Origin of the sequence: Solwaraspora sp. WMMD792, assembly GCF_029626105.1 — a bacterium.
Classification (GTDB): Bacteria; Actinomycetota; Actinomycetes; order Mycobacteriales; family Micromonosporaceae; genus Micromonospora_E.
The window spans coordinates 5,578,092-5,598,805 of sequence record NZ_JARUBH010000009.1 but is presented as its reverse complement, the minus strand read 5'-3'; the positions used below and the strand labels follow the sequence as shown (position 1 = coordinate 5,598,805).

At 72.3% G+C, this 20,714-nt stretch carries 18 protein-coding genes; 7 read left to right on the top strand and 11 right to left on the bottom strand.

The genetic code is table 11. The annotated features are described in order from the left end of the window. Positions 1-28: 28 nt before the first annotated feature. Together O7629_RS26020 and O7629_RS26015 are read right to left on the bottom strand one after the other, a co-directional pair. Entirely contained in the window at positions 29-601 is a 573-nt protein-coding gene (locus O7629_RS26020; protein ID WP_278172449.1) for a DUF3558 family protein, read from the bottom strand. Next, positions 598-1,173, bottom strand: a complete 576-nt coding sequence (locus O7629_RS26015) for a DUF3558 family protein (RefSeq protein ID WP_278172448.1) — start codon at positions 1,171-1,173, stop codon at positions 598-600. The genes O7629_RS26020 and O7629_RS26015 overlap by 4 nt, the downstream gene beginning before the upstream one ends. A 148-nt stretch (positions 1,174-1,321) precedes the next feature. Between O7629_RS26015 and O7629_RS26010 the strand changes: the two genes are divergently transcribed. The 4 genes from O7629_RS26010 (at position 1,322) to O7629_RS25995 (ending at position 5,670) form a co-directional block, all read left to right on the top strand. Then, the gene (locus tag O7629_RS26010) at positions 1,322-1,981 is read left to right on the top strand and encodes a TetR/AcrR family transcriptional regulator (protein WP_278172447.1); all 660 of its coding nucleotides are present in this window, start codon (positions 1,322-1,324) and stop codon (positions 1,979-1,981) included. Positions 1,982-2,191: 210 nt separating this feature from the next. Then, complete coding sequence (locus O7629_RS26005) at positions 2,192-2,785, top strand: TetR/AcrR family transcriptional regulator (protein WP_278172445.1); 594 nt, start codon at positions 2,192-2,194, stop codon at positions 2,783-2,785. A 53-nt stretch (positions 2,786-2,838) separates the two neighbouring features. Then, a complete protein-coding gene (locus O7629_RS26000) occupies positions 2,839-5,061 on the top strand; it encodes an MMPL family transporter (RefSeq protein ID WP_278172443.1) in 2,223 nt (740 codons plus the stop codon). Positions 5,062-5,127: 66 nt separating this feature from the next. Next, positions 5,128-5,670 carry a YbhB/YbcL family Raf kinase inhibitor-like protein gene (locus O7629_RS25995; protein WP_278172442.1) on the top strand — a complete coding sequence of 181 codons (543 nt, stop codon included), beginning with the start codon at positions 5,128-5,130 and terminating at the stop codon, positions 5,668-5,670. 84 nt (positions 5,671-5,754) lie between these two features. Here the strand turns inward: O7629_RS25995 and O7629_RS25990 are convergent, their stop codons facing one another. Beyond that, positions 5,755-6,546: a hypothetical protein gene (locus O7629_RS25990; protein WP_278172441.1), complete on the bottom strand. Its 792-nt coding sequence runs from the start codon at positions 6,544-6,546 to the stop codon at positions 5,755-5,757. Positions 6,547-6,901: 355 nt separating this feature from the next. Here O7629_RS25990 and O7629_RS25985 point away from each other — a divergent pair, with 355 nt between their 5' ends. After that, positions 6,902-8,449 (top strand): peptide deformylase, encoded by a 1,548-nt coding sequence (locus O7629_RS25985; protein WP_278172440.1) that lies wholly within the window; start codon positions 6,902-6,904, stop codon positions 8,447-8,449. A gap of 13 nt (positions 8,450-8,462) precedes the next feature. Here O7629_RS25985 and O7629_RS25980 read toward each other — a convergent pair whose 3' ends face one another. After that, positions 8,463-9,578: an FAD-binding oxidoreductase gene (locus O7629_RS25980; protein WP_278172439.1), complete on the bottom strand. Its 1,116-nt coding sequence runs from the start codon at positions 9,576-9,578 to the stop codon at positions 8,463-8,465. A 54-nt stretch (positions 9,579-9,632) separates the two neighbouring features. Here O7629_RS25980 and O7629_RS25975 point away from each other — a divergent pair, with 54 nt between their 5' ends. After that, complete coding sequence (locus O7629_RS25975; protein WP_278172438.1) at positions 9,633-10,526, top strand: CPBP family intramembrane glutamic endopeptidase; 894 nt, start codon at positions 9,633-9,635, stop codon at positions 10,524-10,526. Here the strand turns inward: O7629_RS25975 and O7629_RS25970 are convergent. Next, complete coding sequence (locus O7629_RS25970) at positions 10,513-11,514, bottom strand: hypothetical protein (protein WP_278172437.1); 1,002 nt, start codon at positions 11,512-11,514, stop codon at positions 10,513-10,515. The two genes, O7629_RS25975 and O7629_RS25970, sit on opposite strands and share 14 nt — an antisense overlap. A gap of 206 nt (positions 11,515-11,720) precedes the next feature. On the opposite strand from O7629_RS25970, the gene O7629_RS25965 reads away from it, so the two are divergent. Further along, a complete protein-coding gene (locus tag O7629_RS25965; RefSeq protein WP_278174687.1) occupies positions 11,721-12,905 on the top strand; it encodes an erythromycin esterase family protein in 1,185 nt (394 codons plus the stop codon). 36 nt (positions 12,906-12,941) lie between these two features. Here the strand turns inward: O7629_RS25965 and O7629_RS25960 are convergent, their stop codons facing one another. From O7629_RS25960 to O7629_RS25935, 6 genes are all read right to left on the bottom strand, one after another. Further along, positions 12,942-15,350, bottom strand: coding sequence for an FtsX-like permease family protein (locus O7629_RS25960; protein WP_278172435.1), 2,409 nt, complete (start codon positions 15,348-15,350; stop codon positions 12,942-12,944). Next, positions 15,347-16,024 carry an ABC transporter ATP-binding protein gene (locus O7629_RS25955; protein ID WP_278172433.1) on the bottom strand — a complete coding sequence of 226 codons (678 nt, stop codon included), beginning with the start codon at positions 16,022-16,024 and terminating at the stop codon, positions 15,347-15,349. The genes O7629_RS25960 and O7629_RS25955 overlap by 4 nt, the downstream gene beginning before the upstream one ends. Next, positions 16,021-16,542 carry a PadR family transcriptional regulator gene (locus O7629_RS25950; RefSeq protein ID WP_278172431.1) on the bottom strand — a complete coding sequence of 174 codons (522 nt, stop codon included), beginning with the start codon at positions 16,540-16,542 and terminating at the stop codon, positions 16,021-16,023. The genes O7629_RS25955 and O7629_RS25950 overlap by 4 nt, the downstream gene beginning before the upstream one ends. A gap of 107 nt (positions 16,543-16,649) precedes the next feature. Then, positions 16,650-17,339 (bottom strand): hypothetical protein, encoded by a 690-nt coding sequence (locus O7629_RS25945; protein ID WP_278172429.1) that lies wholly within the window; start codon positions 17,337-17,339, stop codon positions 16,650-16,652. Further along, positions 17,336-18,898, bottom strand: coding sequence for a type VII secretion protein EccE (gene eccE / locus O7629_RS25940; RefSeq protein ID WP_278172428.1), 1,563 nt, complete (start codon positions 18,896-18,898; stop codon positions 17,336-17,338). Before eccE ends, O7629_RS25945 begins: the two co-directional genes overlap by 4 nt. 3 nt (positions 18,899-18,901) lie before the next feature. Next, the gene (locus O7629_RS25935; protein WP_278172427.1) at positions 18,902-20,581 is read right to left on the bottom strand and encodes a right-handed parallel beta-helix repeat-containing protein; all 1,680 of its coding nucleotides are present in this window, start codon (positions 20,579-20,581) and stop codon (positions 18,902-18,904) included. Positions 20,582-20,714 lie beyond the last annotated feature (133 nt).

The following is a 20,714-nucleotide window of genomic DNA, read 5'->3' as shown; positions in this document are numbered from 1 at the left end:
ACGGTGGATGGTTGACGATGGACGGGGTTCAGAGCCGACCGGCGACGACGCGGGCGAGGTCTTCGAGCGCCTGCCGGTTCTCGGCGGGATCGTTGAGCAGCACCAACCGGATCGAGATCCACTGGCCGGAGATGTTGACGTACACGTTGTTGTCTTCGGCGTACGCCTCGTCGCCGATGCCGGGCAGCTCACGGAACTCGTGCCCGAGCTCCCGGTTGATGTCGAGCATCTTCTTGGCGCCGGGTCCGACGAAGACCTCCACCTGGGCGGTCGGCCCCGTCGGTGGCGAGGTGAACGTGCAGGTCGCCTCGACCTGCCGGGGCGCGTCGAGTGGCGTGCCGGCCAACTGCTCCGCTTCCTGCTGGGTCACCAAATCACAGGGGTTGATCACGGCCGGCGCGGCCGGCGGGTCGGTCTCCGTACTCGCTGGTGGAGCCTGGCTGGCCGCGACGCTGTCGTCCGGGAATCCGGTCGGCAGTCCGGTCGGGGACTCTGTGGTGTCGCCGCATCCGGTGCCGGCCGCGACGACGGCGGCCGCCAGCAGACAGTGCAGCGTCAGCCGGGCGGCCCGCCGGCCGCCGGTGATCGGCCGCCCGGTCACATCCGGCTCCTGATCAGCCCGATCAGCTCGACGGTGACGTCCCGGTCGTCGTCCGGGGCGACGACCTGGACCTCACAGGCCCGGTCGTCGACGATGAACTCGGCGAAGCCGCCGGGAGCGAACCGGATCCCGTCCGGGCCGGGTTCGGTCTCGCCGTACGCCGATTCGGCGGGCAGCTCACCGGAGGCGGCCGTCCCTGGGCTGCCGATGCTGACCGTCACGGAGTGGTAGGTGTCGGGGTTCTCCCACACGCAGACGCTTTCGCCGAGGCCGTCGCCGGGCCCGCCGCCGTCGTGTGCGCCGATGATCGGGGTGACCTCGTCGGCGGTGAGCAGCGTGCAGGCGTCGACCGGCGGTGGCGACTCGTCGCCGGGCTGCCCGCCCGCCGGCTGGCTGGCCGACCCGGCCGGCTGACCGCCGGGCTCGGCCGGTTGTGTGGTGCCGCCCGGCGAGCAGGCGGCGGCCGTCACGACCAGCAGCGCCGTCGTGAGGCCGAAGAGGCCGGACAGGAGCTGGCGAGGCGGCCCGGGTCGGTGCGTACGGCGCGCGGCGCCGACGCGTGGTCCTGGCATGGCTGACCCTTTCGTCGCAGCGGGAAGCCGCCCCGGTCGGGACCGTGCTGGCGGTCCGACGCCGGTCAGGCTGCTCTGAGCATATTCAATAGACACCAGCTAGTCCAGAGACGCTGTCTAGTTAATATCTTGGTAGGGTGACGGAGCTATGGCAGCCGACAACGAGACCAGGCCGACCCGGAAATACCGATCAGCGGTACGCGAGGAGAACGCCCGCCGGACCCGACGGGCGATCGTCGACGCAGCCCGGGACCTCTTCGTCGAACGCGGCTACGCCGGTGCCTCGCTCGCCGACGTCGCCGTCGTGGCCGGTGTCGCCCGCCCCACCGTCTTCGCCGCCTTCGGCTCCAAACCGGCCCTGCTGCGCCAGGTCCTCGACGAGGCCCTCGCCGGCGACGACGAACCGGTGCCGGTCGTCGAGCGGCCCTGGTTCCAGCCGGTGCGTCTCGCCGACACCGCCGAAGGTGTCCTCGACGCGTACGCGGAGGTGTGCCGGCTGATCGGCGGCCGGACGGCACGAATCTTCGAGACCGTACGGCAGGCGGCCGACGACGCCGAAGAGGTCGCCCAGGTCTGGGAGACGCTGCTGCGTAACCGCCGGATCGGCGCCACCGGCGTGGTCGCGCGACTGCGCGACCTGGGACCGCTGCGGTACGGATCCGACCTCGACCGGTCGGTGGATCTGGTCTGGTTCTACAACGACCCGGCGCACTACGCCAGCCTGGTGCTGCGCTGCGGCTGGAACGAGACCGACTTCCGGGACTGGCTGGCCAGCCAGCTGAAACACGCGGTCCTGCCGGCCCGGTGACCGTCTTCCGTCGCCCCTGCTCCGGGTGACTCTTAACGAACTCTCATCAGGCTCTCGTCAGGCTTCCACCCGCTTCGGGTGAGATTTGCTGGTCGAGATCGAGGTTGAGCGGGCCGTCTCTGTGAGCTGCTTCACCTTCTGACCGATCGGTCAGGGTTTCTGGGTTCGCTCCGGCATCCTTGGTCGCGGCAGGTGACCTGAGGAGAGGAGGTGGGCAAGGTGACGCAGACCGGCCGGGGCGGCGCAGCGCGGCCCGAGCTACGCGAACAGATCCTCGACGTGGCCGCCCAGCGCTTCGCGGTGGTCGGCTTCCGGGGCGCCTCCCTTCAGGACATCGCCGCCGAGGTGGGCTGCGCCAAGGCGTCCCTGCTCTACCACTTCGACAGCAAGGACGCGATCCTCGCCGCCCTGATGAACCCGGCGGTCGCCAGCCTGGCCCAACTCGACCGGCAACTGGCCGGACTCGACGACGAGACCGCCCGCCGTACCGCGATCGACGGCTTCATCGAACTCTGCCTTCGCTACCAGCGGCAGATCGCGGTGCTCTACGCCGAGATCCCGCAGATGCTGCACCAACCCGCCTTCTGCGACCTCGAACAGATGATCGACCGGCTGCTCGACGCCCTCACCGGCCGGTCCGGGCGCCTGGAGGACCGGTTCGCCGCCCTGGTGGTGCTGGCCGGGGTCGCCGCCGCCAGCTCCAAACACCTCGACCTCGACGCCGACCGACTCCGCCCGCTGCTGACCCAGGTGATCGACCGGACCCTCGGCGAACCCAGGCCCGCCGTAAGAACCGAGACCTGACGCCAGCTGAAAACCCGAAGTTCCGTAACGACCGACACGACAGAGGATGCCGCATGGCCACCCTGCTATACCGGCTCGGCCGGACCGCCTTTCGCAAGCGACACCTGGTCGTTTCGATCTGGTTGATCGCCCTGGTCGGTCTCGGCGCCGCCGCGCTCGCCTTCCGCGGGCCGACCGCCAGCGACTTCAACATCCCCGGCACCGAATCCCAGGAGGCGTTGGAGCTGCTCCAGGAGCAGTTCCCGGAAGCCAGCGGGGCCGGCGGCACGATCGTGATCGCCGCGCCGGAGGGCGAGCAGCTCACCACCCCCGAAGGTCAGGCCGCCGTCCTGCAGGTGGTCGGCGAAGCCAACCAGATCCCCGGCGTGATCGCCGCGCTCGACCCGTTCCAGACCGGCAGCGTGTCGCCCGACGGCCGGTTCGCCCTGGTAAACGTCCAGTTCGCTGTGCCGAACGACGAGGTCAGCGACGAATCGCGGGAAGCGTACGAAGCGGTCGGTGGTCCGGCCCGCGACGCCGGCTTCCAGGTGGCCCACGGCGGCGAGGTGATGAGCACCGAGCCGCACGTCGGCTCCCAGGAGGCGATCGGCGTGGCGATCGCCCTGGTCGTCCTGATCATCACCTTCGGTTCGCTGGTCGCCGCCGGGATGACGATGCTGAACGCGCTGATCGGCGTCGGCGCCGGCATGGCCGGTCTGTTCGTGCTGAGCGGCGTCATCGACCTCACCTCCACCGCCCCGGTGCTGGCGCTGATGCTCGGCCTGGCCGTCGGCATCGACTACTCGCTGTTCATCACCTCCCGGCACCGGCAGCACCTGCTCGAAGGGCTGGAGCCGGAGGAGGCGGCCGCCCGTGCCGTCGCCACCGCCGGCTCCGCAGTGGTGTTCGCCGGCGCCACCGTGGTCATCGCCCTCGCCGGTCTGTCCGTCGTCGGCATCCCGTTCCTGACCGTGATGGGTCTGGCCGCCGCCGGCACGGTCAGCGTCGCCGTCCTGGTCGCGATCACTCTGCAGCCGGCGCTGCTCGGCTACGCCGGCCGCCGGGTGCTGCCGCGCGGCAAGCGGGCCGTCGACCCGGCGCAGGCACCGACCACCCACGAAAACCAGGAGTCCTTCGGGTTCCGCTGGGCCCGACTGATGGTGAAGCTGCGGATCCCGGTGATCGTGCTCGGCGTGGCCGGCCTCGGTGCCCTGGCGATCCCCGCCGCCGACATGCGGATCGCCCTGCCGGACGCCAGCACCGCCCCGCTGGGCAGCAGCGAACGGACCGCGTACGACCTGACCAGCGAAGGGTTCGGGCCCGGCTTCAACGGCCGGCTGATCATGGTGGTCTCCGGTGACTCGGCGGAGGCCACCACCGCCGCCGCCGGCCAGATCACCGGTACGGTGCAGGCCCTCGACGGCGTACTGATGGTCGCGCCGCCGCAGCCCAGCCGGGACGGGCAGACCGCGATCCTGGCGGTCATCCCGGCGACCGGCCCCACCGAGGCCGAGACCGAGGAGCTCGTCGAGCGGATCCGCGTGGAGATCGCCGAGCTCGGGCTGGCCCCGGACGACGACGGCCCCGCCGCGATCGCGTTGACCGGTGTCACCGCCGTCGGCATCGACGTCTCCGACAAGCTCGCCGACGCGATGCCGGTCTACCTGCTGCTGGTCGTCGGGCTGTCGATCCTGCTGCTGATGCTGGTGTTCCGGTCGATCCTGGTGCCGGTGAAGGCCGCCCTCGGTTTCCTGCTGACCGTCGGCGCGGCGTTCGGCATCACCGTCGCGGTCTTCCAGTGGGGCTGGCTCGCCGACCTGGTCGGCCTGGACACCCCGGGCCCGCTGGTCAGCTTCCTGCCGATCCTGCTGATCGGCATCCTGTTCGGCCTGGCCATGGACTACGAGGTGTTCCTGGTCTCCCGGATGCGGGAGGACTTCGTGCACGGTGACACCGCTACCCAGGCCACCATCAACGGGATGGGACACGGCGCTCGGGTGGTCACCGCCGCCGCGCTGATCATGATCTCGGTCTTCGGCGGCTTCATGCTGGTCGACGACCCGGTGATCAAGTCGATGGGCTTCGCGCTGGCGATCGGCGTGCTGATCGACGCGTTCGTGGTGCGGATGACCATCGTGCCGGCGGTGATGTCGCTGCTCGGCCGGGCCGCCTGGTGGCTGCCGCGCTTCCTCAGCCGGATCATGCCCAACGTGGACATCGAAGGCGAGCAGCTGCGGGCCCGGCTGGCCGCGCAGCGCGACGCCGAGCTGGTCGGCAGCGGAGCCAAGCAGTCCTGATGCGATTCCACCCGGCATCGGTGCGCTGGGCTGCGTACCGGTGCCGGGTGCGGCAGGATGCCAGGCATGAACCTGGACCGACCGATCGCACCTGATCCGTACGACCTGCTTCCGCCGGTCGACTCGTTCACGTTGACCAGCACCGACCTCGCCGACGGCGGGCCGCTGCCGACGGCACACGTTTTCACCGGAGCCGGCGGGGCGAACCTCTCCCCGCAACTGTCCTGGTCGGGCTTTCCGGCATCGACCAAGGGGTTCGTGGTCACCTGTTTCGACCCGGACGCGCCGACCGGTAGCGGGTTCTGGCACTGGCTGCTGGTCAACCTGCCGGCGTCGGTGACCGAGCTGGCGCAGGGTGCCGGCGGTGACCCGGAGAAGGCGGCGCCGGGCGCGTTCGGCGTACGCAACGACTTCGGTAACCCCGGCTACGACGGCGCCGCACCGCCGGCCGGTGACCGGCCGCACCGGTACATCTTCGCGGTGCACGCCCTCGACGTCGAAGGGCTCGACCTCGGCCCGACGGCGACCCCGGCGTACGTCGGCTTCAACCTGGCCTTCCACACCCTGGCCCGGGCGCGGCTGACGGCCACCTACCAGCAGCCGGGCTGACCACTGGGCCGGCCGCTACCCGCGCGGCCGGGGCCGGAACCGTTTGTCCGCGTGGCCGGATCGACCCGGCCGCGCGGCGCGGGGTTACGGGCGGATGCAGCAGCCGGGGCAGATCTTCGGGTCGGGCAGGGTGAACGCCAGACAGCAGGTCCGGCGCTGCACGGTGACCGCCCCGTCCTCGCCGGGCACCAGCTCGATCAGGTCGCCGATGTCCAGCGCGTCGAGCAGCGTGCCGATCGTCTCGGCGGACGAGCCGGGCAGCGCGTCGGCCGCCTGCAGCACCGCGTAGGCGATGCCGGAGGAGAGGGAGCCGAGCAGCGTCCGCGGGCCGAGCTTCACCCGGCTGTGGATCTCGTCCAGCAGCGGGCTCATGTGCTGGTCGAGCAGGGCGATCCGGAGGACCCGCAGCAGCTCGGCCTCGTCGGCAACGACCAGCACCTCGGGCAGCCCGGCCGCCGCGATCGGGTCGTGCGGCAGCACCGCCACCGGGATCCCGGTGCGCAGGCCGACGTCGACCAGCGGGCCGTCGTCGGCCATCCGCAGCAGTACGTCGTCGGCGCGCATCAGCGGCACCCGGCGGGCCGACGCCCAGCCGAGCGCGACCGGCAGCGCCACCCAGTAGCTGTACGCCTTCCAGGCGAGGGCGGCTGCGGCGTGCCGCTTCGCCTGCCAGCGTCGGGCGGCCGAGTCGAGCAGCCGGGGCAGGTGGTCGCCGTGGATCAGCTCGGTGGCGGGCAGCCAGCCGGTCTGGTCGTCGACGAGCAGACCGGCGTGCAGGCCGGGCAGGTCGTCGGTGCCGAACGCGGTGCGCAACGTGGCGGTGATCGGGGCCAGCGGCGCGGCGGCGCGGGCCCGGGGGTCTATGACGGCGGTCACGATGAGCAACCATCCAGCGGCGCGGCGACAACCGGGCAGGTCGCGGTGGCAACCGAGAAGGAGGTGGCGCTCCCGTGGTCAACCGGGTCGCACGTGCCTCGCCGCAACGTTCTCACCTTTCGATCCTTCCGACAGCCGCCGATGGTTCACCCTAGCTTGCTAAGGCTAGGCTAACCAGAGTATCGGCGAAACTTCCAGCCGGGGTGGTGACATTCCGTGGCGGTTGAGTGATGGGCAAATCTCGCAGAGTGGGCCGATCTGGGCTGTCAAGTGCTCTGTCGGCAACGCGCCAAATCCGACCGGGCGTACGAGTCGGAAAGCAGACTGTGGATCCGGCCTGAGGGGACGCCTTGCGATGACCAGCTCGCCCATCGACCGCGCTGCCGACACCTTCGCGGCCGAGCTCGCCCAGTGGCGCCTGGACCGGGCGATGACCAAGAAGCAACTGGCCGCCCGGATGGGCTTCGACCCGTCGTACATCAGCCACGTCGAAGGCCGCCGGCACCGCCCCACCGAGGACTTCGCCCGCCGGGCCGAAGCGGTGCTCGGCGCCGGCGGCGCGATCTGGCAGCGCTACCAGGAGTACGACGAACTGCGGCACAGCCGTACCAGCACCCCGCCGCGCGACCCGCCGGTGCCCGAACAGTGGATGCCACCCGGCACCGGCCTGATCGTCGAGCAGGAGGTGGCCACCCTCGCCTACCGGGACGGCTACTACCACTGCACGATCCGGCGGGCGCTTTACAACGCCGGCACCGACCCGGTCACCCGTTACCTGGTCCGGGTCGCCGTCGACCGGTACCCCGACGACCCGGACCGGTCCAACCGGCACCACCGGGAACACCCGCTCACCTTCGTCGAGCTGGACCTGCACGCCTTCTGCGGAACCCCCGGGCACCAGGAGCCGATGCAGTGGCGCAAGAAACACGACCGGGACGCGTTCAAAGAGGTCTGGCTGCTGTTCGAGAACGCCGACGGCCGGTTCCCGCTGTACCCGGGGCAGCGCACCAGCATCGAGTACACCTACCGGGTCGGCCAGGAGAAGTGGGGGCAGTGGTTCCAACGCGCCGTCCGGCTGCCCACCCGGCAGCTCACCGTACGGCTGGACTTCCCGGAAGCGTTCGACCCCCAGGTGTGGGGGGTCGAGACGTCCCTGTCTGCGGAGGACGCCCCGCTGCGTACGCCGGTGCGCCGGCAGCGGGTGAACGGCCGGTCGGTGCTGGAGTGGTCGACCGACGCCCCGCTGCTCAACGCCCGGTACCGGCTGGAGTGGCGGTTCCGGTCCGGGCCGCCGACGCACGGCGGCGGCCCGGCCGGATCATCGGCCGGGTCGGAGACGCGGCCGGAGCCGCGGGCCAGCGAACGGATGCGGGCCATCGGGATCGTGCAGCGGGGTGCCGAGATGCTCCGGCAGCAGGTGCAGCCGTTCGAGCTGCCGGCCGACGAGGCGGTGGCGTTGGACACGGTCGCCCGGCTGCGGGCCATGCTGGCCCGACTCGACGAGCTGCACCCGTTCGGCAAGGGGGTGGGCCTGGCCGCACCACAGATCGGGCTGCCCTGGGCCGCTGCCCTGGTCCGGCCGCCGGAACCGGGAGCCGAGGCGCTGGTGCTGCTCAACCCACGGGTCGTCGACGCCTCGGTGGAGACCGACGACCAGTACGAGGGTTGCCTGTCCTACTTCGACGTGCGTGGGCTGGTGCCGCGTCCGCTGCGGATCGACGTCGAACACTCCAGGTTCGACGGCGGCCGGGTGATCACGTCCTTCGACCGGGCGATGGCCCGGCTGGTCGCGCACGAGATCGACCACCTGGAGGGCCGGCTGTACGTCGACCGGATGGCACCGGGGACCAGCCTGGTGCCGGTCGAGGAGTACCGGGACAGCGGCCGGCCCTGGGTGTACTGACCGGGCAAAGCGGTCACACCTCGCCGAAGCTGTCGTAGCGGATGTGCTCGGCCGGGACGTCGAGCTCGGCCAGCCGACGCAGACTCGACCGGACCATGCCGGCCGACCCGGCGACGAAGAAGTCGTGCTCGTACCACGGGCCGTAGCGGGCCAGCACGTCGGCGACCTCGCCGTGCTCCCCGGTCCAGCCAGGGTCGTCCGAGCAGCACGGCACCACGTTCAGCCAGGGGTAGGCGGCGCAGAGCTGGCTCAGCTCGGCCAGGTCGTACAGGTCGTCGCGGGTCCGCCCGCCCAGGTAGACGTGCACCCAGCGGCTGCGGTTGTACCGGGTCAGCTCGTCGATCAGGGCCTTGACCGGGGCGAAACCGACCCCGCCGGCCAGGCAGACGATGTCCCGTGGCGAGTCCCGGTCCAGCACCATGGCGCCCATCGGGGCGGCCACCCGCAGCAGATCGCCGGGGCGGACCCGGCGGACCAGCGCGCTGGACACCCAGCCAGCAGCGGCCGCCCGGACGTGGAACTCCAGTGTGTTGTCCGCCCGGGGCGCGTTCGCGATCGAGTAGCTGCGCCACAGCCTCGGCAGGTAGCGCGGCACCTCGACACTCACGTACTGCCCCGCCTGGTACTCCAGTCGGTACTGCAGCGGCCGGCAGGTCAGCACGGCGACGTCGGTGCCCCGGCGTTCGTGGTCGAGCACCTCAGCGTGCCAGAACGCCGGGTTCGGGTCGGTCTCTGCGCCGATGACCAGGTTGGTGGTGAGCATCTCCAGCGCGGTGCCCCAGGCCTCGTCGTACTCGAAGCTCCACCGGTCACCGGCGACGGTACGCAGCGCCTCCAGCATCATGCCGCCGAACGCGGCGTAGTCCGCAGCTTGCACATGGAACTTGCGGTGGGCCCGGCCGAGTGACTGCAGGTAGTCGGCGAACTGCTCGGGGTCCTCGATCGAGCCGACGGCGGAGACGATAGCTTCGATCAGGCAGCGCCGCTGGGTGTCCATCTGCACCGGGAAGAGCTGGCGAAGGTCCGGCCGGTCCAGGAACAGCCGGGCGTAGAAGTAGCCCGCCACCTGGTCGTGCTCCTCCTCGACGAGCACCCAGCTCTCCTTCAACAGTTGCGCGAGATTGCTCATCGAGGCCTTCCCCGTCACCGTGCCGCCACTGACGCCGTATCACTGAGTTCCAGGGTGAGCACTCTTCGTAGTGAGCCGACGTACACGATGTGCGACATTGCTCTGCCGTACCTGCTCGGGCACAGTGGTCCGGTGACGGTCGACCTCGCCGGTACGCCACCACCGGCCAGCAGCAACCCGGACGCCCACCCGGCGGCCCCGCTGCCACCGCGCCTGCTGCGCGCCGAGGTGCTCCTGGTCCTGGGCGTGTCGCTCGGCCAGTCCGCCATCTACGCCCTGGTCACCATCACCGCGCGACTCACCGCCGACCGGCCGCTGGGCCAGCAGACCGCCACCATGAACGCCTCCCAGTCGGCCCGCCCCTGGCTGGACCTGACGTACCAGCTGCTCGGGATCTTCTTCGCCCTCGTGCCGGTCCTGCTGGCGGTCCACCTGCTCAGCCGGGACCGGGCCGACGCCCGCGCCCGGCTCGGACTCGACGCCCGGTCACCGCTGCGCGACCTGGCCTGGGGGGCCGCCCTGGCCGCCGCGATCGGGCTGCCCGGACTCGGACTGTTCTGGATCGCCGCGCTGCTCGGGCTCAACGCCAGCCTGGTCCCGGCCGCGCTACCGCAGCTGTGGTGGACGGTCCCGGTGCTGATCCTGGCCGCCGCGCAGAACGCCATCCTGGAAGAGGTGATCGTGGTCGGCTACCTGATGACCCGGCTGCGGCAACTCGGCTGGCGGATCGGCGCGGTCATCGCCACCAGCTGCCTGCTGCGCGGCACCTACCACCTCTACCAGGGCTTCGGGGCGTTCGTCGGCAACGTGATCATGGGTGTGGTGCTGTCGCTGTTCTTCCTGCGTACCCGCCGGGTGATGCCGTTGATCATCGCGCACACCCTGCTGGACGTCTTCGCGTTCGTCGGCTACGCGCTGCTGCCCCGCGACTGGTTCAGCTGGCTGTGACCGGCGCGGCCGGCGTGACCGGCCGGTAGTGCGCACTCGCCCGCGCGGCCAGCCGCTCCAGCAGCAACGTGTCGCCCGACCAGGCGACCAGCGCCCGCCCGCCGGGCAGGAACCGGGCCGGCAACCGCAGCAGCGCCCAACCGCCGTCGGTCAACCGGCTCACCGCCTCGGTGAACCGCTGCGCGCCGTCGAGCAGCCGCAACGCCGGATCCTCGTCGTCGTCGGCCGTCGGCCGGCCCGCCGCGTCCAGCGCCGCGTGGGCCGCCGCGACGTCCGGCTGCATACCGGTGAGAGCCAGCAGCTCCGCCGCCCGGTCCCGGTCGGTCGGATCATGTCGGTACGCGGCCGCCACGTGCAGCGTGACAGCGGCCTGCGTCCAGCTGAGTGTCACCAGCTCCAGGGCGGGGCCGAGCAGCCCGCCGGCGGTGGCGACCGCCGCGCCGGCCCCGGCCAGCCGGGTGAACCGGCGCGCCGCCAGCCGGGCCAGGGCGTCGTCGCTGGCCGCCGGGTAGTCGTCGCGTAGCCGGGCCGCCCAGTCCCGCGCCGCCGGGCCGATCCGCTCCACCGCCGCCAGGGCGAGCAGTTCCGGCGCGTACGCCGGACGCGCCAACAGGTGTCGCAGCGTACCGCCGGGCACCGGACCTGGCGGGGGAGCGCTGGCCGGATCCGGCGCCGACGCGGTCTTTTTCGTCGGCGCGGTCTTCTTCGCCGCAGTGGACTTCTTCGTCGGAGTCGCCTTCTTCGTCGGCGCGGTCTTCTTGGCGGCGGTCTTCTTCGCTGGCGCGGCGGTCTTCTTCGTCGGAGTCGCCTTCTTCGCTGGCGTGGCCTTCTTGGTAGGGCCCTCGGTGCTGCCGGCCGCGCTCGCGCTCGGTGGCGGCTGGAACAACACGGGAGCGATGGCGGCGGGCGGCGTGAAGCCGGCCTTCGGTGTCCTGGCCCGTGGGGCGCGGGACCGCCTCGGCTCAGCGTCAGGCGATTGCTCCTCCATGCTCAGGCAGCCTAGCCCGAACCCGCCCGCAACACCCGCCTCGCGAGTTCCAGCGGCCCCGGCTGACGGGGTTTGTGCCGGTAACGCCCGGGTACCCGGGCCCGGTGGCCAGATATGCCGCGGACATCACCGCGCTGGCGCGACCGTTGGTCGACGCCGACGACCTCGACCCGCTGATCGAACGGGCCGCCGACGCGCGGGTCGTGATGCTCGGCGAGGCGAGCCACGGTACGCACGAGTTCTACGGTTGGCGGGCGGCCGTCACCCGCCGCCTGATCACCGAGCACGACTTCTCCTTCGTCGCCGTCGAAGGGGACTGGCCGGACTGCGACCGGGTCGACCGCAGCGTCCGGGGTCGATTCGACGCCCCCCGCGACCCGCGCGACGCGCTGACCACCTTCGAACGCTGGCCGACCTGGATGTGGGCCAACGACGAGGTGGTCGACTTCTGCCGCTGGCTGCGCCGGCACAACGACTCGGTCAGCGAATCCGCCCGGGTCGGCTTCCACGGGCTCGACGTCTACTCGCTGTGGGAGTCGCTCCGCGAGATCCTCGTATACCTGCGGGAACATCGACCGGACCAGGTGCCGGCGGCGCTCGACGCGTACCGCTGCTTCGAACCGTACGGCGAGGACCCGCAGGACTACGCGACCGCCCTGCGGCTGGTGCCCGCCGGCTGCGAGGCGGAGGTGATCGACCTGCTGGTCCGGCTGCGGCGCGACGCCGCCACCGACGGGGCCGGCAGCTTCGGTGCCTGGCAGAACGCCGAGGTGGTGGCCGGTGCCGAACGCTACTACCGGGCGCTGGTTTCCGGCGGCCGGCTGTCCTGGAACGTCCGGGACCGGCACATGGACGACACCCTCGCCCGGCTGCTCGACCGGTACGGACCGGACGCCCGCGCGGTGGTGTGGGCGCACAACACGCACGTCGGCGACGCCCGGGCCACCGACATGGCCGAACTCGGCGAGGTCAACATCGGGCAGCTGGCCCGCGAGCGGTACGGCCGGGACCGGGTGGTCCTGGTCGGTTTCGGCACCTACCGGGGCACGGTGGTGGCCGGCGACACCTGGGGTGCGCCGATGCGGCTGATGCCCGTACCGCCGGCCCGGCCGGGGTCGCTGGAAGCGATCCTTTCCGTCGCGGCCCCGACCGAGTCGTTGTTCGTCTTCCCGACCGACGGCAGACCGGATCTGCTCACCGACGAGCTGGACCACCGGGCGATCGGAGTCGTCTACCAGCCGAACATGGAACGGCGCGGCAACTACGTGCCGACCGTGCTCGGCGACCGCTACGACGCGTTCCTCTGGTTCGACCGCAGCCGAGGCGTGCGCCCGCTGCGGACCCCGCACGTCGAGCTGCGCGAACCGGAGACCTTCCCGTCCGGCGTCTGAGCATCCCTTGGCCGCCGCGTTGCCGGCGTCTGAGCATCACTCGGTACGCAGCCCGTCGGCGCGCATCAGCCGCCACAGCGCCGGCAGACCGGCGGCGGCGACCAGCAGCACGACACCGGCACCCGCCGCGCTGGCCCCGGCCACCGTCCACCAGCTGATCACGAGGTCGCGGCCGACCATGCCCAGCAGCACCGCACCGAGCCCGACCCCGGCGGCCACCGCCAGGACCAGCCCGAGCAGTACGGGCACCAGATGCTGCCAGACGACCGCCCATCCGAGCGCCCGCCGGGGCGTGCCGAACGCGTCCAGCATGGCCAGCAGCCGGCGCCGCTCGCGCAACTGCTCCAGCATGGTGACCAGCATGCTGGCGGCGATCAGCAGCAACGTGACGACGATGCCGGCGGCGAGTCCACGGCGGACGTTGGTGAACCGCCGTGCCTCGGTCGTCGCCGACAGGGTGGAGAGCAGGTCCATCGGTCCGGCGGTGGCGAGAACGTTGCGGACGTGCTCGACCGCGTCCGGCTGGCCGGGGTCGATTTGCAGGTAGGCCATGGTCGGCAGCCGCCCGGCCGCGTCGACGTCGATCGCGGCCGGCGTGGCGAAGATCCCGAACCGACCGATACCGTACGGATCGACGCGCGACTCCGCCGGTCGGGCGTCGACGGGGACCATCCACTCGTACTCACCAGGTCCGACCTGCACCTGCTCGCCGGCCCGGATCGGTTCGACCGACGCCTCGACCAGCTGGCCCTGCTCGTCGACGGTCATCGCGGACCGCTGGTAGTCGGGGGGCGGTGGGACCAGGAAGACGGCACCGTCGGCGCAGTCGGTCGCGACGATCAGTTCGGCGAGCACCCGGCAGTCGGCGATGACCAGCTCATCGGTGCGCCGCGCGGCATCGGAGCCGGTGAACGCTATGGCGGAGCGGTATCCGGCGACCGACTCGACCCCCGGCACCGCGCCCAGCCGGGTCAGCAGCGCATCCCCGGTCGACCGGTCCGATACGCCGAGATGGGCGCGGTGGCTCGCCCGGTCCGGATCGGCACCGGTCTGTCGGACGAAGTCGTCGTCGATCCCGGTGAACAGTGCCTGCAACGCGATGGCACCGGCCACCGCGACCGCGACCCCGCACACCTGCCGGGCGTTGCCGCCGCCGTCGACCTGCAGCCGGCGGATCGCCAACTGCCAGGCGACCGGCCCGCCACGCAGTCGCCGTACGGTGGCCTCGACCAGCCACGGCAGCAGCGTAACCACGCCGACCAGCAGCAGCACCGCGCCAGCGGCCACCTGGTAGCGGGCCGCCGTCTCGAAGGCGGAGATCCCGCCGCGCAGCAGCGGGTACAGCAGGGCCAGCCCGGCCAGCGGCACGGCCAGCCGCCACCACGGTCGGCGGCGGCGCGGCGTGCCCCGGCGGACCACGCCGAGCGGTTCGACGACGACGCCGCGCAGCGCGGCCAGGCCGACCACGACGGCGGCCAGCGGCGCGGCGACGGCGACCAGCCCCACCAGTACGGCCGGCGGCCGGATGTCCGACGCGAAGACGCTGAGGTTCCACACCTGCACCAGCGGCGCGACCTGCCGGCCGGCGGCGAACAGCAGTGCGCCGACGGCCAGCCCGAGCAGCGCGCCGGCCAACGCCTCCCCGGCGGCGATCCGGGTGATCATCCGCCGGTCGGCGCCGGCCAGCCGCAGCGCGGCGAGCCGCCGGTCCCGGCTGGCCCCGCCGAACCGGACCGCCGCGCCGAGGAAGACCACGATCGGCAGCAGCAGCACCACGAAGATGACCACCAGCAGCAGGGTGAGGGTGGGGCCGAACGGTTCGCCGGGCTGACCGCCGCCGAACGCCGCGACCCGCTGATGCGACTCGGCGTGCAACGTGTCGACGCCCCGGTAGAAGGCCAGCTCGGCGGGGCCGGTCAGGCCGGCCGGGCCGATCTCGCCGATTATCCGTTCGCCGATGCGGGGAGCCAGCAGCGCCCCGTCCGGGCCGGCCAGCAGCTCGGCCAGCGCCGGTGAGACGACCGCCTCGCCGGGCCCGGGCAGCTTGGTTACTCCCGGCGGCACCGGGGCCTGCGGGCCACCGGCCTGCACCGCCCGCCCCCACACCGGCCGACCCCGGAAGGTCGTGTAGGCCTGCGCGATCAGCAGCGTGTCGTCGGCCATCGCGGTCGGCGCGCCCGCGTCGTCGGCCGGTGATGCCGGTCCGGCGTCGTCGGTGCTCAGCACCTGCTGCCAGTCGCGGTCGGCACCGCGCTGCTCGCGGGCGTCGATGGCGGCCGGCACCGAGGCGGCCAGCAGCAGCATCGCCACCCCGATGCCGACGCCGACGGCGGTGAAAATCGTCCGTGTCCAGCCGTCCCGGCCGCCGGCGAAGGCCAGCCGCGCGCCGAAGGCGACGTCGTGACCGACCTGGCCGAGCCAGCTGGTGTTCCGCTGCCCGGTCACTGGGCGAGCGCCAGGTCGCGGGTCCGGCCGTCGCGGACCACGACCTCCCGATCGGCGTACGCGGCGACCCGGGGCTCGTGGGTGACCAGCACGACAGCCGCGCCGGTGTCCCGGGCGGCGGCGGTCAGCAGCTGCATCACCCGTTCCCCGTTGAGTGAGTCGAGCGCGCCGGTCGGCTCGTCGGCGAAGATCACCGAGGCGTCGCCGGCCAGCGCCCGGGCGATCGCCACCCGCTGACCCTGCCCGCCGGACACCTCACCGGGACGCTTGTCGGCCACGTCGGCGACCTCCAGTCGGTCGAGCCACTCGGCGGCCCGTCGCTCGGCGTCGCGGCGGCCCATCCGGCGCAGCCGCAGCGGCAACGCGACGTTCTCCACGGCGGTCAGCTCCGGCACCAGCTGCCCGAACTGGAAGACGAACCCGAAGTCGGTACGGCGCAACGCGCTGCGCCGTACGTCTGACATGCCGGTCACGTCCTGGTCGCGATAGCCGACCCGCCCCGAATCGGGTCGGATGATCCCGGCCAGGCAGTGCAGCAGAGTGGACTTCCCGGACCCGGACGGACCCATGATCGCGACCACCTCGCCGGCCGCGATCCGGATCGACGCGCCGGCCAGCGCCGGGGTCGGCCCGAACGACTTGTGCAGCTCCTCGGCGTACAGCAGGGGCGTCATGCGTGCAGCTCCTTGGCGAGTTGGTCGAGCCGGGCGGCGGTCAGCTCCAGCCAGCGCAGGTCTGCCTCCAGATGGAACAGGGCGTGGTCGCAGATCAACTGGTCGGCCAGGTCGCCGGCGGACTTGCGGCGGGTCAGCTCGCGCATCAGCCGCAGATGCTCGGCACGCTGTACGTCGAGCAGGTCGGCGGCCGGCCGGCCGGTGAGCAGCGCCAGCACCACCTTGGTGTAGAGGGTGTTCTGCAGATAGACGTCGGGTTTCTCCGGTTGGCTCAGCCACCGGGCGACGTCGGTGACGCCGGCTTCGGTGATCGCGTACCGCTTGCGCTCCGGGCCGTCGCCGGGCACCGCGTCGACTTCGACGAGGCCGTCGCGCAGCAGCCGGGACAGGGTCGAGTAGACCTGCCCGAAGTGCAGCGGTTTGCCGCGACCGAACCGTTCGTCGTAGGTGCGTTTGAGGTCGTAGCCGTGCCGGGGGGCGGACTCCAGCAGGCCGAGAAACGTCTGACCGAGGGACATGCCGGTCACCATACACCCCGTGTATACACCGGGTGTATACACGGGGAGCATGCGGCTATCTCCGGTAAGCCAATCAGCGGGCGTCCCGCTCGGTTCAGGTCACCGGGTCAGGGCCGGCCGACCGGGCCGAGTAGCGCCGACTCCATCGACGTCGGATGCAGCATCACCCACTGCAGCCGGCCCTGACTGACCAGACCGACCATCTCCGGATGGATTCGGGTCAACCAGCTCTGCGCCTCGGTGAATCCCAACGCCGACGCCACCAGCGCCGCCTCGGCGGCGGTCAACCGCTGCAGCACCACCAGGTCGCTGCGGACCAGCGGGTCGAGATCCCAACTGCCCACGTCGTTGCGGAGCACCATCGTCGTCCGCCACGGCACCCCCACCTCCGGCGTGCCACCCATCGCCGGGCCGACATCCACCGCCAGCAGCTGGGGATGCGCCGGTGACGGCGGTGGTGGCGGCTGGGCGCCGGGCGGCAGAAACGACGCCGACTCCCGACCCAGACCACACTGGTGCAGAAACCCGTGCCAGTCCGGCTCGCGGGCCGTCTGGATGAACAGGTGCGCGCCGAGCGCCATCGCCCGCAGCGCCAGCAGTTGCGCGCAGCGCAGCCCGCCGACCAGCAGCAGCCGGGTCGGTTCCGGGCGGAACAGCCGTACCGCGACCGGCCCGCCCTGCCGGTTGCGCCCGACGACCATGCCGTCGCCGCCGGCCCGCAACCGTACGTCGCCGAGTGCTTCGAGACCGGCGGTGTGCAGGCCGGTCGGCGGGATGATCGACAACGGACCCGTCACGGCAGGAACCCCCCGAGCGGCAGGGTGGCGGCCAGCCCACGGACATGCTCACCGTCGATCCGCTCGGTGAGCCCGCCGCGTTCGCGTACCGCCTCGGTCAGTGCCTGGTCGCCGACGGCCAGCGTCGTCACGTCGGCGGCGGTGAGCCGGACCGCGGCCGACACCGTCACGTCCCCGGCGGCGGTCTCGGTCGGATGCCCCGGCTCCCGGGCGACGGCGACCGACACCACCGTGTCGACCATCGGCAGCTGCCGCAACACGTCGTCCAGCTGCCACGGCAGCTCCGGCCAGCGCAGCAGCCGGCGGCAGACCTGCGGCACCTCGCCGCTCCACCACGCCTGCCAGGTCTCCTCGCCGGCGACCCGGTTGCTGGCGGTGCCGTAGACGTTGCCGCCGTCCAGCCGGCTGGGCAGCTGCGCCAGGTAGCCGACGGCGGTCAGCAGATCGTCGCCGCCCAGCAGCCGGGCCGGCACCCGGTCCTGTTTCAGCTGGCGCTGGACCCGCCGGACCGACGACATCAGCGCTGGTGCCAGCTCCCGATCGGTGTAGCCGTCCGGCGTGCGCATCACCTGGAGCACCAACCAGGCCCGCCGGCGGGCCGGCACGTCACCGCCGGTCAGCTCCCGGTAGGAGCGCTCCACCAGCCCTCGTCCGGTGTGCGCGCGGGGGGCCGCCGCGACCTGGACGAGCAGCTGCACCGAGGTCGGCGGGGCGGCCGGATCCGGCGCCGGCAGCAGCGCCGCCGGGGACGGCAGACTGAGTGCCGAGCCGACGAACAGCGAACCGTCGGCAGGGTCGAGCTCCAGGACGGCGCAGACGCCACCCCGGTGACTGATCGTCGCCATCGTCCGGCCGCTGACCGTAACATCGTCCACTATGGCGGTCGGCTCCACGAACCGCAGCAGGCCCGTCGCCCGGTTGCCGCCACCGGCCGGCAGCCGCCGGGGCCGCAGCCGGTACCGCAACCACACCGCCATCCACTGGTAGAGCCACCGCCCGCGCAGCCGAACCACCGTCGGTGCCAGCAGCAGCGCCAGCGCCGCAGCCGTCACCAGCGTCACGACCGGCCCCCGCTGGTACGCGACGAGCAGCACGGTCGCCGCCAGTTGCCAGTAGACCAGCTGCCCGATGGCGAACGGGCCGGTGCCGGGGCGGACCCGCCGGGGCCGGATCCGGCTGCCCGACGCCGCTACGGGAGCCGAGGCGGCCAGTGCGGCAGCCGCCGAGCCGACGACGCCGGCCGTCGCGGCGGCCGGCGACCGGCTCGTACCCGACGCGGTCGGCGGCACCGGCACGGCGGCCCGCGCCGCCAGCGCAGGAGCCGGAGCCGCTGCGGACCGGGCCGCGACCTGCCCGGTGGACAGCCCCGCAGCGCGGACCGTCGGCAGCTCCGAGGTGGGGGCCGAACCGGCCACGCCCACGGTCGGCGGTGCGGCTGCGGGTGGCGGTGCCGGTGCGGGCATCGGCGCGGCGTCGCGTTGTCGGGGCGGTGCCCACTGCTGCCAGCCCGCCGGTGCACCCGGAGACTGGTCGGCGGAGGTGCCGGGGTCGGTCGCCATCGCTCAGCGTCCGGTCGCCGTACGGACGTCGGCCTCGGTCACCGTACGCAGCTCGTCCAGGCTGGGCCGCTGGCCGGACTGGCGCAGCCGCTGCGCCTGCGCCTTGCGTACCCCCTCGAAGAGCTTGCGCGCCTCGCGGGCGTTGCCGAAGCTCTCGTCCCGTGGCACCGTCGAAAAGTGTCCGAGCAGGACCTCCGGCACTGCGGCGGCGAGCAGATACTCGTCGTTCGCCGCCATCCGCTCGACGATCACCACCAACTGCTCCGGGGTGTAGTTGCCGAACTCGATCGTCCTGGCGAACCGGGACGCCAGGCCCGGGTTGGCGTCGAGGAACTGCCGCATCTCCCCGGTGTAGCCGGCGGCGATCACCGCGATCTCGTCCCGGTGGTCCTCCATCAGCTTGACCAGCGTGTCGATCGCCTCCTGACCGAAATCCCCGCCACTGCCGAACGACCGGGACAGGGTGTACGCCTCATCGACGAAGAGCACACCGCCTCTGGCCTGCTCGAACACGGCGGCCGTCTTCTCCGCCGTGTGGCCCAGGTACTGCCCGACCAGGTCGCGCCGGGACACCTCACGGAACGGCCCGCCGGACAGCACCCCCAGCGCGGCCAGCAGCTCACCGTAGATCCGGGCCACCGTCGTCTTACCGGTGCCCGGCGCGCCCGCGAAGATCAGGTGATGGCTCACCGCGCTCACCGGCAGACCCGCGCCGCGCCGCCACTCGTTCACCTGGATCTCGTCGATCAGCCCGCGCACCTCATCCTTGACCGACTCCAGGCCGACCATCGCGTCGAGCTCGGCCAGCAACTCCTCGGTACGGGCGGTGTCCTGCCCGCCGGCCGACGCGGCGGCGGCCGCGCCGAACACCGCACGCCGGCTCGCCGTACCGGTGACGATGGTCGGCTCGGCACCGTCGGCGATGTCGAACGCCGGCGTCGCCGTGTTCTCGGTGCTGCACTCCTCGACGCGGCCCGCACAGCCACGACCAAAGGAGACCGCCGGCCCACGGGTGTCGCGGATCCGGCAGCGCCGCAGCGTCGGCGCGCTCTGGTGGGCGACTGCGACCCCGGCCCCGCCGGTCCGGGAGATCTCGCACGTCTCCAACACCGGGCGGCCGTGCTGGTAGACGTAGACGCCCCGGTTGCCGCAGCCGGTGATGGACGACGCCCGGATGGTGGGCGCGGCTCCGATCCGCACGATGACGCCGTCCTCGGCAAGGTCGGTGAACTCGCAACCGTCGACGTCGCCGTCCGAATCCTCGACCACCAGGCCGTGCCGCGCCCCGGTGACCGTGCACCGGGTCAGCGTGAAACTCGACCGGTTGCCGATCACGACGCCAGCACCGAACCCGGCCCGCAGTTGGCAGCCGGCCATGGTCAGCCGGGCCCGGTCGACCGCCACCGCCGGCGCGTCGCCGGCCAGCAGCACCAGGTCACGCAGTTCGAGGGCGCCGCCGTTGGCAGACACGGTCGGATAGTTACCGGCGGAGGCGTCGACGGTCACCGACCCGGCACCCTGCGCGGCGACCACAGTGATCTGTCGCTCATTGACGAATAATGCCTCGTAGTAGGTGCCGGGAGCGACGGCCACCACCGACCCGTCGGACGCTGCCGCGAGCGCGTCACCGATCGACTGATAGGCGCCTGGCTGGTCCGGACTGACCGAGAGGGTGCGCGTCATGGCTCCGGGCTTCGTACGCGGCGGGACAGGGGATTTCGACGATATCGCAGCGCCACCAGACCCGGTGTCCGGTGACCGACCGCGTCTGAACGACCGCGTCGTCGCCGGTCCGCAGCAGGCAGCAGCGACCGGC